Annotated in this window: 14 protein-coding genes and 1 pseudogene; 9 read left to right on the top strand and 6 right to left on the bottom strand. The window is 67.2% G+C overall.

The features are described from left to right. Positions 1 to 5 precede the first annotated feature (5 nt). Positions 6 to 449, bottom strand: a complete 444-nt coding sequence (locus PKB_RS18205) for a multidrug/biocide efflux PACE transporter (RefSeq protein WP_043253407.1) — start codon at positions 447 to 449, stop codon at positions 6 to 8. A gap of 112 nt (positions 450 to 561) precedes the next feature. On the opposite strand from PKB_RS18205, the gene PKB_RS18200 reads away from it, so the two are divergent. From PKB_RS18200 to PKB_RS18175, 6 genes and pseudogenes are all read left to right on the top strand, one after another. Then, on the top strand, positions 562 to 1,422 hold the full coding sequence (locus PKB_RS18200) for a LysR family transcriptional regulator (protein ID WP_043253406.1): 861 nt from the start codon (positions 562 to 564) through the stop codon (positions 1,420 to 1,422). A gap of 91 nt (positions 1,423 to 1,513) precedes the next feature. Continuing rightward, positions 1,514 to 2,432: pseudogene (locus tag PKB_RS18195) on the top strand (AAA family ATPase). 16 nt (positions 2,433 to 2,448) lie between these two features. Further along, entirely contained in the window at positions 2,449 to 3,402 is a 954-nt protein-coding gene (locus PKB_RS18190; RefSeq protein WP_043253405.1) for a DUF58 domain-containing protein, read from the top strand. Next, complete coding sequence (locus PKB_RS18185) at positions 3,399 to 5,381, top strand: transglutaminase TgpA family protein (protein WP_043253404.1); 1,983 nt, start codon at positions 3,399 to 3,401, stop codon at positions 5,379 to 5,381. Before PKB_RS18190 ends, PKB_RS18185 begins: the two co-directional genes overlap by 4 nt. 72 nt (positions 5,382 to 5,453) lie before the next feature. Then, the gene (locus tag PKB_RS18180) at positions 5,454 to 6,221 is read left to right on the top strand and encodes a CHAD domain-containing protein (RefSeq protein WP_043253403.1); all 768 of its coding nucleotides are present in this window, start codon (positions 5,454 to 5,456) and stop codon (positions 6,219 to 6,221) included. Between the two features lie 255 nt (positions 6,222 to 6,476). Continuing rightward, a complete protein-coding gene (locus tag PKB_RS18175; RefSeq protein ID WP_043253402.1) occupies positions 6,477 to 7,277 on the top strand; it encodes an acyl-CoA thioesterase in 801 nt (266 codons plus the stop codon). A 6-nt stretch (positions 7,278 to 7,283) separates the two neighbouring features. Here the strand turns inward: PKB_RS18175 and PKB_RS18170 are convergent, their stop codons facing one another. The 3 genes from PKB_RS18170 to PKB_RS18160 form a co-directional block, all read right to left on the bottom strand. After that, positions 7,284 to 7,643 carry an Mpo1-like protein gene (locus PKB_RS18170; RefSeq protein WP_043253401.1) on the bottom strand — a complete coding sequence of 120 codons (360 nt, stop codon included), beginning with the start codon at positions 7,641 to 7,643 and terminating at the stop codon, positions 7,284 to 7,286. A gap of 135 nt (positions 7,644 to 7,778) precedes the next feature. Further along, entirely contained in the window at positions 7,779 to 9,257 is a 1,479-nt protein-coding gene (locus tag PKB_RS18165) for a methyl-accepting chemotaxis protein (RefSeq protein WP_043253400.1), read from the bottom strand. A 141-nt stretch (positions 9,258 to 9,398) separates the two neighbouring features. Then, on the bottom strand, positions 9,399 to 10,205 hold the full coding sequence (locus tag PKB_RS18160; RefSeq protein ID WP_043253399.1) for a TatD family hydrolase: 807 nt from the start codon (positions 10,203 to 10,205) through the stop codon (positions 9,399 to 9,401). Between the two features lie 227 nt (positions 10,206 to 10,432). Here PKB_RS18160 and PKB_RS18155 point away from each other — a divergent pair, with 227 nt between their 5' ends. Next, positions 10,433 to 11,851 carry an MltF family protein gene (locus PKB_RS18155; protein WP_043253398.1) on the top strand — a complete coding sequence of 473 codons (1,419 nt, stop codon included), beginning with the start codon at positions 10,433 to 10,435 and terminating at the stop codon, positions 11,849 to 11,851. 118 nt (positions 11,852 to 11,969) lie between these two features. Then, positions 11,970 to 12,404, top strand: a complete 435-nt coding sequence (locus tag PKB_RS18150) for a DoxX family protein (protein ID WP_043253397.1) — start codon at positions 11,970 to 11,972, stop codon at positions 12,402 to 12,404. Positions 12,405 to 12,469: 65 nt separating this feature from the next. On the opposite strand, the gene PKB_RS18145 is transcribed toward PKB_RS18150, so the two are convergent. Continuing rightward, complete coding sequence (locus PKB_RS18145; RefSeq protein ID WP_043253396.1) at positions 12,470 to 13,498, bottom strand: YeiH family protein; 1,029 nt, start codon at positions 13,496 to 13,498, stop codon at positions 12,470 to 12,472. Positions 13,499 to 13,591: 93 nt separating this feature from the next. Here PKB_RS18145 and PKB_RS18140 point away from each other — a divergent pair, with 93 nt between their 5' ends. After that, entirely contained in the window at positions 13,592 to 14,488 is an 897-nt protein-coding gene (locus PKB_RS18140) for a LysR family transcriptional regulator (RefSeq protein ID WP_043253395.1), read from the top strand. Here PKB_RS18140 and thpR read toward each other — a convergent pair. Then, complete coding sequence (gene thpR, locus PKB_RS18135; protein WP_043253394.1) at positions 14,457 to 15,008, bottom strand: RNA 2',3'-cyclic phosphodiesterase; 552 nt, start codon at positions 15,006 to 15,008, stop codon at positions 14,457 to 14,459. The genes PKB_RS18140 and thpR overlap by 32 nt on opposite strands. Between the last annotated feature and the right edge of the window lie 28 nt (positions 15,009 to 15,036).

Here is a 15,036-nt window from a genome sequence, read left to right as displayed (position 1 = left end):
CCGGCTCAGCGGGCCAGTGCTTCGCGCGGCCGCTCGATCCAGCGTCCGCGCAGTGTGTCGTACACCCAGTTGAAGACCACGGTGTAGGGCAGGAAGAACAGCAGCAGGCCGATATCGAGGATGAAGGCTTCCAGCAGGCCGACGTTCAGCCACCAGGCCGCCAGCGGCACCAGCATGACCACCAGCCCAGCCTCGAACAGCGACGCGTGGAGGATGCGCACTGGCAGCGTGCGGACGAAGGCCAGGCGGCGTTGCACGCGGTCGAACAGCGCGTTGTAGACCATGTTCCAGAGGGTGGCGACCAGCGAGAACATCAGCGTCAGCACACCCATGTGCGCCAGCGGCTGGTCCATGATCCAGGCGAGGGTCGGCGCGCAGATGGCGAGGGCGATGAATTCGAAGAGCAAGGCATGGAACAACCGTTCCTTCAGGGTCTTTTGCGGACTCATGGGTGTTCTCCGGGCAGTGGGCCCAAGTGGGCCGAATGGCGGCTATTCTCATCGGTTGAAGGGTGACTTCGAAGTTGGCTAGCATCGGTAAAACCGATGGATGAGGCGCCAGATGCAATACTCCCCCGAATCCCTCCAGGCATTTGCCGAGGCCGCCTGCCTCGGTTCCTTCAGCGCGGCCGCACGTAAACTGGGCAAGAGCCAGTCAACGGTCAGCGAAGCCATCGCGCGCCTGGAAATCGACCTCGGCCTGGAGCTGTTCGACCGCTCGGCGCGCCAGCCGAAGCTGACCGAAGCCGGCAAGGCGCTGCTCGGGCGCGTCGAGGAAGTGCTGATGGCCAATGACCGCCTCGGCCAGCTGGCCGGGCAACTGTCCGCGGGCCTTGAGCCGCGCCTGACCCTGGCGATGTCCGATACCTACCAGTCCGAGCCCTTCGAGAAGCGCCTGGCGGAGATCGACCGGCACTTCCCCGACATGGAATTCGAGTGGTTGATCGCCGAGCATGGCGACGTCATCGACCTGGTCGGCCAGGGCCGCGCGGTGCTCGGGCTGCTCGCCGCGCAGCCCAACTATCCGCCGGACATCGGCTCGGCCACCCTGGGCGAGTGCGCCGAGTTCGGCCTCTTCGTCAGCCGCGAGCACCCGCTTGCGCAACTGGAGAAGGTCGAGCGCAGCGACCTGCTGGCCTGGCGCAACCTGCGCCTGAACACCTTCATCGACGATGCCGCGCCGCCGCTGGGCGGACGCTTCTGGTCGGCGCCGACCTACCTGCTGCTGCTCGACATGGCGGTGCTCGGTTTCGGCTGGGTGGAGCTGCCGACCTGGATGGACCAGCGCTTCGCCCGCGGCCGCCTGCAGCAGTTGCAGGTGCCGGGTTGGCCGCGCAGCGTGGCGGTCGATGTGGTCTGGTCGCGGCATCGCCCGTTGGGGCCGGCGGCGCGCTGGCTGGTCGAGCGTCTGCTGGCCAGTTGAGGCGGCCGTTCACAGTTTCTCGCGTCGCCCCTGCCGCACGAGCGGTCGGGCCGGTAGGATCGGTGTTTTACCCCGGGCAAGAGAGGTGAGGATGCGCAGCAAGCTGGAGAAGTGCCTGAACGCCGTCGATGGCATCCTGCTGGGCAAGGAAGTGCAGGTGCGCCTGGCGCTGACCTGCCTGCTGGCGCGTGGTCACCTGCTCATCGAGGACCTGCCCGGCATGGGCAAGACCACCCTGTGCCACGCGCTCGCGCGGGTGCTCGGGCTGAGCTTCCAGCGCATCCAGTTCACTTCCGACCTGTTGCCCGGCGACGTGCTCGGCACCTCGGTGTTCGACAAGGACAGCGGGCAGTTCGTCTTCCACCCCGGGCCGATCTTCGCCGAGCTGGTGCTGGCCGACGAGATCAACCGCGCTACGCCCAAGGCGCAGAGCGCGCTGCTGGAGGCGATGGAAGAAGGCCAGGTGACCATCGAGGGCGCGACCCGTCCGCTGCCCGAGCCGTTCTTCGTCATCGCCACGCAGAACCCGGTCACCCAGGGCGGCACCTTCGCCCTGCCGGAGTCGCAGCTCGACCGCTTCCTCATGCGCCTGTCGCTGGGCTATCCCGGCCGCGCCGCGGAGAAGGCACTGCTGCTGGGCGAGGCGCGGCGCGATCTGCTGCCGCGCCTGGAAGCCGATCCTCACCCCGCAGGAGCTGGCTGCGCTGCAGGCTGAAGTACCGCGCGTGCATGTCAGCGATGCGCTGGTCGAATATGTGCTGCGGCTCGCCGAAGCCACCCGCAGCCAGCCGGCTTTCGCCCTCGGCCTGTCGCCGCGGGGCAGCCTGGCGCTGCTTGCAGCGGCACGCGCCTGGGCACTGCTCGCCGGTCGAGATTACGCGATTCCCGAGGACGTACAGGCCGTGCTGCCGTCGGTGGCCGGGCATCGCCTGCGCGACCAGGCCGACCCGTCCGGACACGGCGGCGGCGCCCTGGTGCAATGGCTGCAGCGCGAAGTCCCGGCGCTTTGACGGAGGTTCGCGCGCGATGCTGGTGAAGGTCCGTCCCCTGTGGCAAAGCTGGATCGCCCGGCGCATTCCACCGTCGCCCTCGCTGCAGCTCAACCAGCGGCGCATCTTCATCATTCCATCTGGCCAGGGCGTGGCCTTCGGCATCGCTCTGGTGCTCCTGCTGCTCACCGCGATCAACTACCAGAACAGCCTGGCCTATGGCCTGACTTTCCTGCTGCTGTCGCTATTCATAGTCGCGATCCTGCACACCTACCGGAACCTCGGCGGACTGCGCCTGACCGCCCTCGGGGCGATGCCGGTGTTCGTCGGCGAGCAGGTCTGCTTCCGCGTGCGACTGGAAGGCGAGGGGCGCTCGCGGCGGGCCATCGGCATCGGCTGGTCGGAGACCGAGCTGATGTATGCCGATGTCCGTGGCAACGGCGCCGAAGAGCTGGTCCTGGCGCTGCCGGCCGAACGGCGAGGTTGGCTACGGCCGGGGCGCTTGCGGGTGGAAAGCCGCTTTCCGCTCGGCCTGCTGGTGGCCTGGAGCTGGCTCGACCTGGCCCAGGCCGGCCTGGTCTATCCACGCCCGCTGCCGGCCGACCTGCCGCTGGAGGGCGGTCGCTCGGAGGATGAGGAGGAAGGGTTGCGCGCCAGCGGCCGCGGCGTCGACGACTTCCAGGGACTGCGCCCCTACCAGCCTGGCGACTCGCGCCGGCGCCTGCACTGGAAGGCCTATTCGCGCGGCCAGGGATTGCTGGTGAAGGACTTCTCCGCGCTGACCGGGCGCAACCTGTGGCTCGACTTCAACCTGCTCGGCGGTGACGTCGAGACGCGCCTGTCCTGCCTCTGTCACTGGGTTCTGCAGCTGTCCATGCGCGGCCAGCCGTTCGGCCTGCGCCTGCCCGGCGTGCTGCTGCCGGTGGCCAGCGGCGATGCCCATCGCGGCGCCTGCCTGCGCGAGCTGGCGCTGTTCGGGAGCGGCGAATGAATCGCCAGCCGCTGCCGCGCATCGCCCTGACCTGGCTGCTGGTGGCGCAGGCGCTGGTGATACTGCCGCACCTGCAGCATCTGCCGATGTGGGTGGTGGGCTTCTGGCTGGGCTGCGCGGCCTGGCGCGTGCAGGTCTACCGGATGCGTGCGAACTATCCCAACGGCATCGCCAAGATGGCGCTGGTCGTGGCTGCGGCGGCTGGGGTCTGGCTGTCGCGCGGCTCGCTGATCGGCCTGGATGCTGGCGTGGTGCTGCTGATCGCCGCTTTCGTCATCAAGCTGGTGGAGCTCAAGACCCGCCGTGATGCACTGGTGATGATCCTGCTTGGCTTCTTCGCCGTGGCCACCAGCTACCTGTTCGACGCCAGCATGGTGGCGGCGTTGTTCAGCCTGCTGCCGGTGACAGCGCTGTTGGCGGCGCTGATCGGCCTGCAACAGAGCAGCTTCGCCGAAGGTCCCTGGCGGACGCTCAGATTGGCCGCCGGGCTGCTCGCCCAGGCCATTCCGTTGATGCTGTTGCTGTTTCTGCTGTTCCCGCGCATGGGGCCGCTGTGGTCGCTGCCGCTGCCGGGCGCGCGGGCCAGCACCGGGCTCAGCGACTCGATGGCGCCGGGGGACTTCGTCGAGCTCAGCCAGTCGGCCGACCTGGCGTTCCGCGTCAAGTTCGATGGCCCGCCACCGCCGCAGGACCAGCTCTACTGGCGCGCCCTGACCCTGGAGAGTTTCGACGGCGAGCGCTGGACCCAGAGCTGGCGCGCGCAGTCCGATGCCCCGCCGCAATGGACCCGCCAAGGCCCGTCGTTGAATTACCAGGTGATCATGCAACCCAGCGCCCGGTCCTGGCTGTTCGGCCTCGACGTGATCGGCGACGGGCCCGGTGATGCGCGGCTGATGAGCGACTTCCGCCTGGAGCGCAAGGGCCCGGTGCAGGAAGTCCTGATGTACCGCGTGGTCTCCTGGCCGCAGGCCCTGCGCGAGCCGAACAGCAGCGCCACGAGCCTGCGTCGCGACTTGCAACTGCCGGCGCGCGGCAACCCCCGCACGCGCGCCTGGGTGCAGGAGCTACGCGATCGCTACCCGCAGCCGGAGCAACTGGTGCAGGCTGTCCTGCGGCACTTCCACGACCAGCCCTACGCATACACCCTGCGGCCGCCTGCGACCGGTGAGCAGCGCATCGACGGCTTCCTCTTCGATACCCGCCGCGGCTTCTGCGAGCACTACGCCGGCGCCATGACCTTCGTGCTGCGCGCAGCCGGCATCCCCGCGCGGGTGGTGACCGGCTACCAGGGCGGCGAACTGAATCCGGGCGGCGACTACCTGCTGGTGCATCAGTTCGACGCCCACGCCTGGGTCGAGTACTGGCAGGCCGGCAAGGGCTGGCGCACCGTCGATCCGACCTTCCAGGTCGCGCCTTCGCGTATCGAACGCGGTTTGCAGGACGCTATGGCGGAGGAGGGCAGCTTCCTCTCCGACTCCCCATTCTCCCTGGTGCGCTACCGCGGTTTCGGCCTGCTCAACCAGCTGCGCCTGAGCTGGGACAACCTCAATTACGACTGGCAGCGCTGGGTGCTGGGCTACCAGGGCGAGCAGCAGTCGCGGATGCTCCAGCGCTGGTTCGGCACGCTCGACACGGTGTGGATCGGCATCGCCCTGGTCGGCGGCTGCGGCGTTCTGCTGGCGCTGCTCGCGCTCTGGCTGTTCAAACCCTGGCGCCATGCACGTGACCCGCACCTGCGACAGTTCGCCCGCTTCGAGCAACTACTGGCCACGCAGGGGCTGCAGCGAATCGCAGGGGAAGGGCCGCGCGCTTTCGCCGAGCGAGCGATGCGCCAGTTGCCGACACAGGCAGCGGACATCGGTGCCTTCGTCGATGCCTTCGAACGCCAGCGCTACGGAAACGCGGCCTCCGCCCCCGGCGAGCTGCGCTCGCGCCTGGCCCGCCTGCGGCGCAGCCTGCCTTGGTTCCGCTGGCGCTGAGCGGGCAGCGCCGGGGTGGCGCTTGCCGTGCCGTCGCCTACCCTCATTAAACCGAGCCGCCGGGAGTCTGCCGTGTCCTCCTTCAGTGATTACCTGATCAGTCATGTCATCGAGCAGGAGGTCGCCCTGTTCAGCGCCTCCGAACGCTTGCGCGCGGCTGTCGACAGCGAGGCGCTGCACGACCTGCGCATCGCCGTGCGCCGCCTGCGCAGCCTGTTGCATCCGTTGCAGGGCATGCCGGGCATCGACGAGGTAGAGGCTTCGTTGGGCGAGGTCGGTCGCCTCAGCGGGCCGCTGCGCGATCTCGAAGTGTTGCTGCCGGTGCTGACCGCCGAGGGCCTGGAGCATGCCGCCGACCTGCGCCGTCCGGCGCTCACCACGGGCTATGTCGCGCTGCTCGCCAGCCCGCAATGGGAGCGCCTGCTGCGCCTGCTCGACGGCTGGCCGATGCTCTGGCGCACCGCCGACCGCCACGGCGTGCTCGACGGACTGCATGCCAAGGTCAGCAAGCGCCTGCGCAAGCAATGGCGCGTGCTGCTCAAGGCACTGGATGACCCGGCGCACGACCGCCATCGCCTGCGCCTGCTGATCAAGCGGGTGCGCTATGCGCTGGAGGCCTATCCCAAGGAGTCGCCATTGCCCCGGCAGGTACTCGGGCCGCTAAAGACGGCCCAGGATGCCCTGGGTGTCTGGCACGACTACGAGCAGTGGCTGATCCGCAGCGAGCGCGAACTCGACTTGATGCCTCTGCAGCCACACTGGAACGCCCGCCACGACCTCGCCGAGCGGGACGCCGACGAGGCGCTGGAAGTGCTGCAGAAGGCGCTGCGCAAGGTTTGACGGGTTCCGCGTAGGAGCGGATCTCATCCGCGAAAATCCCCACACCAACGCCCCTGTAGGAGCGGGCCATGCCCGCGATTCGCGGACAAGGTCCGCTCCTACAGTGTCGGCGGCTTGAGCGATACCCATGGCGTCGCCGCCTATGCCCTGACATTCGTCGCCCGATTGATTGTCCGATCAGCCCTATGGTTGGTTGCTCATGCGCCCCCGCACTCGCCTAAGATCGGCCTCCGGAATATTTCAGCAGGAGGCGCCATGACCTTTCCCGAACTCATCCAGGCCGTGCGCACCTCGCCGCGCGAAGTGGTCATTCCCGCGCTCTGGGGGCAGGGCCGCGCCAGCTTCGGCGGCCTGGTTGCCGCCATGGCCTACGAGGCGCTGCAAGCGGTGACCGAGCCGGGGCGTCCGTTGCGCTCGCTGGCGCTCACCTTCGTCGGGCCGGTGGAGCCGGAGGTGCCGGTGAGCTTCGAGGCCGAGGTACTGCGCGAAGGCAAGGCGGTGAGCCAGGTGTTCTGCCGCGGCGTGCAGAATGGCCAGGTGGTGACCCTGGCCCAGGCCAGCTTCGGTCTGCCGCGCGAGTCTTCCGTGCAAATGGGCGCGCTGCCGGCACCGGCCTTCAAGGCGGTGGATGACTGCCAGGAACTGCCCTACATCCGCAAGATCATGCCGGCTTTCACCCAGCACATCGCCATGCGCTGGGCGGTGGGGCACATGCCGTTCTCGTCCAGCCGCGAACGCGAGATGGGCGGCTGGATGCGTTTCCGTGGCAGCGGGGTAGGGGAGGAGCCGATGGAGGTCTCGCACCTATTGGCGCTGATCGATGCCTGGCCGCCGGCGACCCTGCCGCACCTGCAGACACCGGCGCCGTCCAGCTCGCTGACCTGGACCATCGAGTTCGTCCAGCCGCAACCGGCAATGCCGGCCAACGGCTGGTGCCGCTACCTGGCGACCATCGAGCACGCAAGCGACGGCTATGGCCACATAGCCGCGCAGTGCTGGAGCACGGACGGCCAGCTGATCGCCATCTCCCGGCAGACCGCGACCATCTTCGGCTGAGGCGGCTCAGCGCCGGCGATTGCGCCAGGCACGCCACCAGGCACCGCTGAGGACGAAGCGCGGGAAGGTGACGAACTGTTCGGCGAGCAGCCGGCCGATGGCGTCCTGGCGGTCGATGAAGGGCTCCGGAGCCTGCTCTTCCAGCTTGTGCCCGCGGCCCTGGATGGCCAGCGAGGCGACCATGCCAATCACCCCGAGCAGGATGCTGCCCAGGCTCAGGCTCAGCAGGCCGTCGAGCAGGACCAGCGCGGCGACTATGAACAGCGGAATCGCCACCAGATGCAGCGCCAGGTTGGTGCCGTTGCGGTGATAGTTGGCGTAGCCCTGCCACTGCCAGGTGAAGAGATTGGGTTGACGCTTGCCCATGGGCGGACTCCTTTTCCAGTCATCGGGTCGATGCCGGGAGTCTAGGCCTGGCGCCGGATGGCGGCGAGTGGGCAGTGGCTATGGCGGCGATAGCCTGAAACGACGGGGCCCGGACATTGCCGGGCCCCGGTTGGGTCAAAGGCGCAGTTGGCCGATAGCCCGGCTCAACTCGCCGGCCAGCTCGGCCAGTTCGTGACTGGTGCCGGCCGAATCCACCGTCTGTTTCACGGTCAGCTCGGTGACGTCGCGGATGCCCACCACCGAGCGGGTCATTTCCTCGGCGACCTGGCTCTGCTGTTCGGCGGCGACGGCGATCTGCGTGTTGCTCTCGCGCATGGCAGCCACCGCGCCAGCGATCGCCGCGAGGGCTTCGCCGGCTTCCTGGGCCTGCTCGACGCAGCCGTCGGCCTTGAACGAACTTTCCTGCATGAATTCCACGGCGTCGCGGGTGCCGGACTGCAGGGCGTTGATCATCTGGGTGATCTCGTCGGTGGAGTCCTGCACGCGCTTGGCCAGGTTGCGCACCTCGTCGGCGACCACAGCAAAACCGCGACCCATCTCGCCCGCGCGGGCCGCTTCGATAGCGGCGTTGAGCGCCAGCAGGTTGGTCTGCTCGGCGATGCCGTGAATCACGCTGACCACGCTGCTGATCTTCTGGCTGTCCTGGGCCAGTTGCTGGATCATCTCGGCGGTCTGCTGCACTCCCTGAGACAGCCCGGAAATGGAATCGCCGACGCGGCCGACCACCTGCTGGCCGATGCCGGCCAGGCGATCGGCCTCCTGCGATTTGTCGCGGGTGTCGGCAGTGTGCTGGGCGATGTGGTGCACGGTGGTGGACATCTCGTTGATCGCGGTGGCCGCCTGGTCCGTCTCGCTCTGCTGGCCGAGCATGCCCTGGCGGACCTGGCCCATGCTCGAGGCGAGGGTGCGCGCGCCTTCGTCGAGACGGCTGGCGGCCTGGGCCACGGTGCTGACCACGCGCTGGTAGCCGGCCTGCATGGCGTTGAAGGCGTTGGCCATCTGCCCGACCTCATCACGGCTGTCGAGCGGCACGCGGGCGGAGAGATCGCCGCTGCGTTCGACATGCAGCATCACGTCGCGCAGCTTCAGCAGGTGGGTAAGGATGAAGCGGATCAGCAATTGCGAAGCGGCGAGCAGGACCAGCATCAGCACCGCCACTGCCAGGGCATAGGCCGGTGCGCGTTCGGTGAAGACCGTCCAGAGATCAGCGCCAGGGGCCAGTACTGCGACGCGCTGGCCGTTGCCGAGGTCCTGCACCCAGGCACCGGCGAGCGGTCCAAGGCGGCTGGACGCGCCGCCCAGGTCGACCCAGCCGTTGGCATGGGCCAGGGCTTGGCCGTCTAGACCGGAAACCTGCGGCGCGCTGCCGGCAGTGAAGCCAACGAGGCTATCGCTGCCCGGCAGCGGCGCGCCGGCAGGCCAGTTCTGCAGCAGGTGCGCCTGGCTCTCGGCGGCTTGGCGCGCCGCCTGATTGCGGGCGTCCAACTCCTGGTGCATGGCGAACAACACCAGCAGCAGGGTGGTGAAGAAGGCGACCGCGTTCACGGCCCAGAACTTGTACTTCAGAGAGATATCGCGGATCCAGGCGCCCATGGAATGCTTCTTGTCGTTGGAATGATGGCTTGTGGCCTTCATTCTTCATGGAAGAGAAGGGCGCAGCCTTGATGCGGATCAAGGCTGCCCCGCCTCAGAAGTTAGCGGCGCATTCCGGACATTCTTTAGGGGCATTGCGCCTCAGGCGTCCAACGGCGGCAGACCAAAGAACTGGCGGGCGCTGGCGGTGCTGTGCTCGGCCAGATCGACTTCGCTTTCGCCACGGTGCTGGGCCACGCAGCGCAGCACTTCGGGCAGGAAGGCCGGCTCGTTGTGGCCGTGCTTCGGCTTGGGCCGCAGGGTGCGTGGCAGCAGGTAGGGGGCATCGCTTTCCAGCATCAGGCGGCCGCGGGGAATCTCGCGCACCAGCTCTTGGAGGTGGATGCCGCGGCGCTCGTCGCAGATCCAGCCGGTGATGCCGATATGCAGGTCGAGGTCGAGGTAGCCGTAGAGCGTGCGCCGTTCGCCGGTAAAGCAGTGCACCACTGCTGCGGGCAGGCGGTCGCGGAATTCCTTGACGATGGCCAGCAGGCGCTCGCCGGCATCGCGCTCATGGATGAACACCGGGCGCTGCAGCTCGACGGCCAGCGCCAGTTGCTCCTCGAAGGCTTTTTCCTGTTGCGGACGTGGCGAGAAGTCCCGGTTGAAGTCGAGGCCGCATTCACCCACCGCGCGCACGCGCTCTTCCTTTAATAAGCCGCGCAGGGCTGCGGCGCTGGCGCTGTTCCACTGGCTGGCATCGTGCGGGTGCACGCCGGCGGTGCTGAACAGGCGATTGCCCTCATCCAGCTCCTGGCACAGGCGCAGTGCCGCTTCGCTCTCGTCGAGGTTGGTGCCGGTCAGGACCAGTTGGCAGACGCCGGCGGCATAGGCGCGTTCGAGAACGGCCTCACGTTGGCTGGCAAAACTGGGGTGATTGAGGTTGACGCCGATGTCGATCAGTTGCATTTTTCCTTCCCTTTAGGGGCGGCAGCATAGCAGAGCCCGTGTTTTCCCTAATAAAACCTTAAAAGACAGAGAGTTAAATGCACTTCTAAAAGTGCTTCGGGAATTTTGGGTTGGCAGCCACGCCTTCCTGTGAGAATCTCGCGCCCCTTTTTCCACGGCCGGGAACTTGCGGAAGCGGCCGCGCTCTGAGTGAGCCGCTGGCGATGGACCGACCCCTGGAGACCTGGATGACGCGACTGTTCTTGCTTCTGCTATGCCTGTTGGCGGCCTTGCCGCAGCAGGCCTCGGCGCGCCTGACCAGCCAGCCGGACAACTGGCCGCAGGAGACCGGCGACAGCCGCGACCTGGCCGACATCCGCAACAGCGGCGTGCTGCGCGTGCTGGTCAACCAGAGCCGCAACAGCTCCGGCGAGATCAAGGGCCAGTCGATCGGCATCGAATACAACCGCCTGCGCGCCTTCGAGCAATACCTCAACGACACCGCCCCCGGCCGTCGCCCGCTGACCTTGAAAATCGTGCCCAAGGCCAAGGACCAGCTGCTGACCGCGTTGCAGCGCGGCGAAGGCGACCTGATTGCGCCGGGCGAAGTGCTGGGTGCCCGTGACGGGCAGAACGTCAGCGCCAGCCTGCCCTGGCGCGAGGACGTGCCGCTGGTGCTGGTTTCGCGCCAGGGCAGCCGGCGCTATGCGCACCTCGAACAACTGGCGGGCAAGCACATCGCCTTGCCCGCCGGCAGCGCTGCCGGCGATGCCGTCCGCCAGGTCAACGAGCGCCTGGCGCAGCGGCATCTGCCGGCGCTGTCCATCGACTGGGTCGATCCGTCGCTGGCGGTGGAAGACGTGCTGGAGATGGTCCAGGCCGGTATCTATCCGTTCACCGTGGTCGAGCAGCCGATTGCCGAGCGCTGGGCCAAGGTGTTCCGCGGCATTCGCGTCGATCGCCACCTGGTGCTGGACAACCGCCAGAGCATGACCTGGTACGTGCGCCGCGATGCGCCCATGCTGCACGCCAGCGTGGATCGCTTCCTCAAGGACTATCACGCCCCTGCGGATCAGGACGGCACCTTCCAGCGCCTCTATAGAAACGCCTACCAGGTGCGCAATCCGCTGGAGAAGGGCGATCGCAAGAAGCTCGAGGCGGTGCGCCCGACCCTGCAGCGCTACGCCGAGCAGTATCGCCTTGACTGGCTGGCTCTAGCGGCCATGGCCTTCAAGGAATCCAACCTGAATGCGGATGCCCGCGGCTCCTCTGGCGCTACCGGCCTGATGCAGGTGACGCCGGCGGCGGCGCGCAGCGTCGGCGTTGGATCGATCCAGGGCAAGGAGGGCAACGTACAGGCGGCCAGCAAGTACATGGCCATGCTGCGCCGCGACTACTTCAACAGCCCGCGCATGGACGACCGCGAGCGCCTGGCCTTCATCCTCGCCGCCTACAACGTCGGCGCCGAGCGCGTGCAGAGCCTGCGCGCCGAGGCGCGGCGCCGCGGTCTGGACCCTAACCGCTGGTTCTTCCAGGTGGAGCGGGTGGCCGCCGACCAGCTCGGCATGGGCGTGGTGAACTACGTCAGCAGCATCAACAAGTACTACCTGGCGTACCAGCGCGAGCGGGACGGCCTGGAATCCAGCCAGAAGGTGGCGCGGAAGTGATCCATTTATTTGATTAATTTAAGCGTTATTTTGCGCTTTTTATATCAAATTAATGGGCTATATTGGTTCTCAAGCAACTGCAGTTGCTCAACCCACTTCCTCTGCACAAGGATTCGCCATGAACGCACTGCTCAAATCCCTTATGTCCACCAATGCTGGCGCCGGCCTGGCCGTTCTGCGCATCACCACCGGCCTGACCTTCATGGCCCACGGTTCGCAGAAGCTCTTCGGCCTGTTCGGTGGCCCTGGCCTGCAAGGGATGGCGGGATGGCTGGAATCCCTCGGCGTGACCCCTGGCTACCTGATGGCCACCCTGGCCGGCAGCGCCGAATTCTTCGGTGGCCTGGCCCTGGTTCTCGGCCTGCTGGTGCGCCTGGCCAGCCTGCCGCTGATCGTAGCCATGCTGGTGGCCGTGTTCAGCGTGCACTTCGCCAACGGCTTCTTCATCACTGCCAACGGCTTCGAATACGCCTTCACTCTGATCATGATCAGCGTAGCCATCCTGATCAGCGGCGCGGGCCCGTTCTCCCTGGATCGCAAGCTCTCCAGCTGATCGCCAGGCCGTAACGAAAAAGGGGCGGATGCCAATGGCATCCGCCCCTTTTCATTTGTGCCGCTTCAGCCCAGCAGGTGTTGCACGCCGCTGTTGATCAGGCCGCCGCCGACCAGCAGGAAGACGAACAGGCCGGCACCCAGCAGGAGCGGTTTCGGGCCTTCGCGGCGCAGGTCGCCGAGGCGGGTGGCCAGGCCCAGGGCGGCCATGGCCATGCCCAGCAGCACATCATCCAGTTGTTGCAGCGGTGCCAGCCAGCTGTGCGGCACCAGGCCCAGCGAACGAATGCCGGTTACGACGAGGAAGGCTACTGCGAAGCCGGGGATATGCAGTCGACGCTTGCCTTCCTGCGCTCCCTCGCTGGCGCCGAAACGGCCCAGGCAGAGCAGCGCAGGTGCCAGCAGCAGAACCCGCAACATCTTGCTGATCAGTGCGGCATCGGCGGCGGCCGGGTCCATGGCGCGGCCTGCAGCGACCACCTGTGCCACTTCATGGATGGTCGAGCCGGTGAAGATGCCGAAGGCCTTGCTGCTGCCGAACAGGTGCGGCAGGTGGGCGAAGATCAGTGGGTGCAGCAGCATCGCCAGGGTGCCGAACAGCACCACTGTCGCCACCGCGACAGCCGTATGCTCGGCGCGGGCACGCAGCACCGGGCTGCTCGCCATCACCGCGGCGGCGCCGCAAATCGCACTACCCGCGCCGATCAGCAGGGCGCTCTCGCGCGGCAGCTTCAACCAGCGCACGCCAAGCCACCAGGCGGCGCACAGGGTGCTGCCGACCATCAGTACGTCGATCACCAGTGCAGCCGGGCCGAGTGCGGCGATGTCCTGGAAGGTCAGGCGCAGGCCGTAGAGCACCACGCCCAGGCGCAGCAGTTGCTGGCGCGACAGCTCGACACCCGGGCGCAGGCCGCCAAAGCGGGCAGCGCCGAGATTGCCCAGAAGCAGGCCGAGCAGAATGGCCACGGTGAGACTGCCCAGGCCCAGATGCCCAAGGGCGGGAATCTCGACCAGCAGGCGCGAGACGCCGGCGATCGCGAGACAGAGCAGGGCACCGGGAAGCAGGTAGGGAAGGCGGCGCAAGAGGGCGGGCATGACAGGCTCCTTGTGTAAGGTGTTGTCATGGTGCGCGCTGGACTCTTAGTGTAAAAACGGATTGTTCTTATTGGATCAAACGGTTTTACCGATATGGGCCCACGTATCACCCTCCGCCAGCTTGCAACCTTCACCGCCATCGCCGAGCACGGCAACGTGACCCAGGCCGCGTCGGCCATCGCGCTGTCGCAATCGGCAGCCAGCCAGGCACTGCAGGAGCTGGAGCGCACCCTGCAGACGCGTCTGTTCGACCGCAGCGGCAAGCGCCTCGCGCTCAACGACAACGGCCGCGCCCTTTATCCCAAGGCATGCGCGCTACTGGCGCAGGGGTATGAGCTGGAGGGGCTGTTCCAGCAGGCGCCGGTCCAGTTGGCCCTGGGGGCAAGTCGTAGCATCGGCGGTTACCTGCTGCCCCAGCTCATGTCGGGCTTCCTCGCCGAGTTACCGGACAGTCGCCTGCAACTGCAGGTGGCGAACAGCTGCGAAATCCTCGCGGCACTCTGCGAGTTTCGTCTTGACGTCGCTTTCATCGAAGCGCCGATCCAGCATCCGCAGGTGCAGCTGTTGCCCTGGGTGGAAGATGAACTGTTGCTGGTTGCCGCGCCTGGGCATGCACTAGTCGGCGAGAAACGGGTGAGTCTCGAGCAACTGGCTTCGGCGCGCTGGATTCTCCGGGAGGCGGGTTCCGGGACGCGGGTGACTTTCGAGCAGCAGGTGCTGCCGCGACTGGGCAGCCTGCAGGCACCGCTGGAGGTCAGTAATGCCGAGGCGATCAAGCATCTGGTCGGCAACGGCGTCGGCATCAGCTGCTTGTCGCAGCGAGTGGTGGCGAACGAGTTGCAGCGTGGCGAACTGGTCGTCCTGGACAATCCGCTGGGGCCGCTGCGGCGGACCTTCTTCCGCGCGCTGCACGTCGACAAGTACCCCACCACAGGGCTGCGGCGCTTCCTCGATTTCGCTACGGCGTGGGCGCAGCGGGAGCGCGGCTGACTTCTTCGCCATCCAGCGGCCAGCGACCTATGGCGTGATAGTGAGTGCCGTGGGGGCCGTTCTCCGAGCTGTAGAGCACCAGCTCGCGGGCTGGCCAGGCGAAGTCGGCGGTCGCATCGGGCAGCCGGCGGCAATGCCGTGCCAGCGTCAGATGCGCGCGGAACGTCCGATGCTCGACCTCGAACTGGCACGCTTGCAGGGCCTCGCGCAGGGAATGGACGAGGCTGGGCAAGGCCTCGGGTAGCGTGCTGGGCGCCAAGTGAAGAATGCCGTTGCGCCATAGCAACAGGTTGTCGAGGTGCAGCTCGAAAGGTGTGCGCGGCATGCTCGCGCCGAGCGCCAGTAGTTCGGCCTTGCGCGCCCGTGGGACTGCGCCCAGGAACACCAGGGTTAGGTGAAGGTTGGCGGCGGCCACGGGTTGGCCGTCGATGACGAGCTTCTCCCGCCAGGCGCACAGCGGGACGCGAACGGCATCGGGGCAGGGCAATGCGAAGAACAGGCGCAGCGGCGGGGTGCTCATGATAGGAATCTCATCGTCCGGAGGTCGC

Source organism: Pseudomonas knackmussii B13 (assembly GCF_000689415.1).
GTDB lineage: Bacteria > Pseudomonadota > Gammaproteobacteria > Pseudomonadales > Pseudomonadaceae > Pseudomonas > Pseudomonas knackmussii.
Note: the sequence above shows the minus strand (reverse complement) of the source record. Positions and strands in the feature narration are given on the sequence as shown.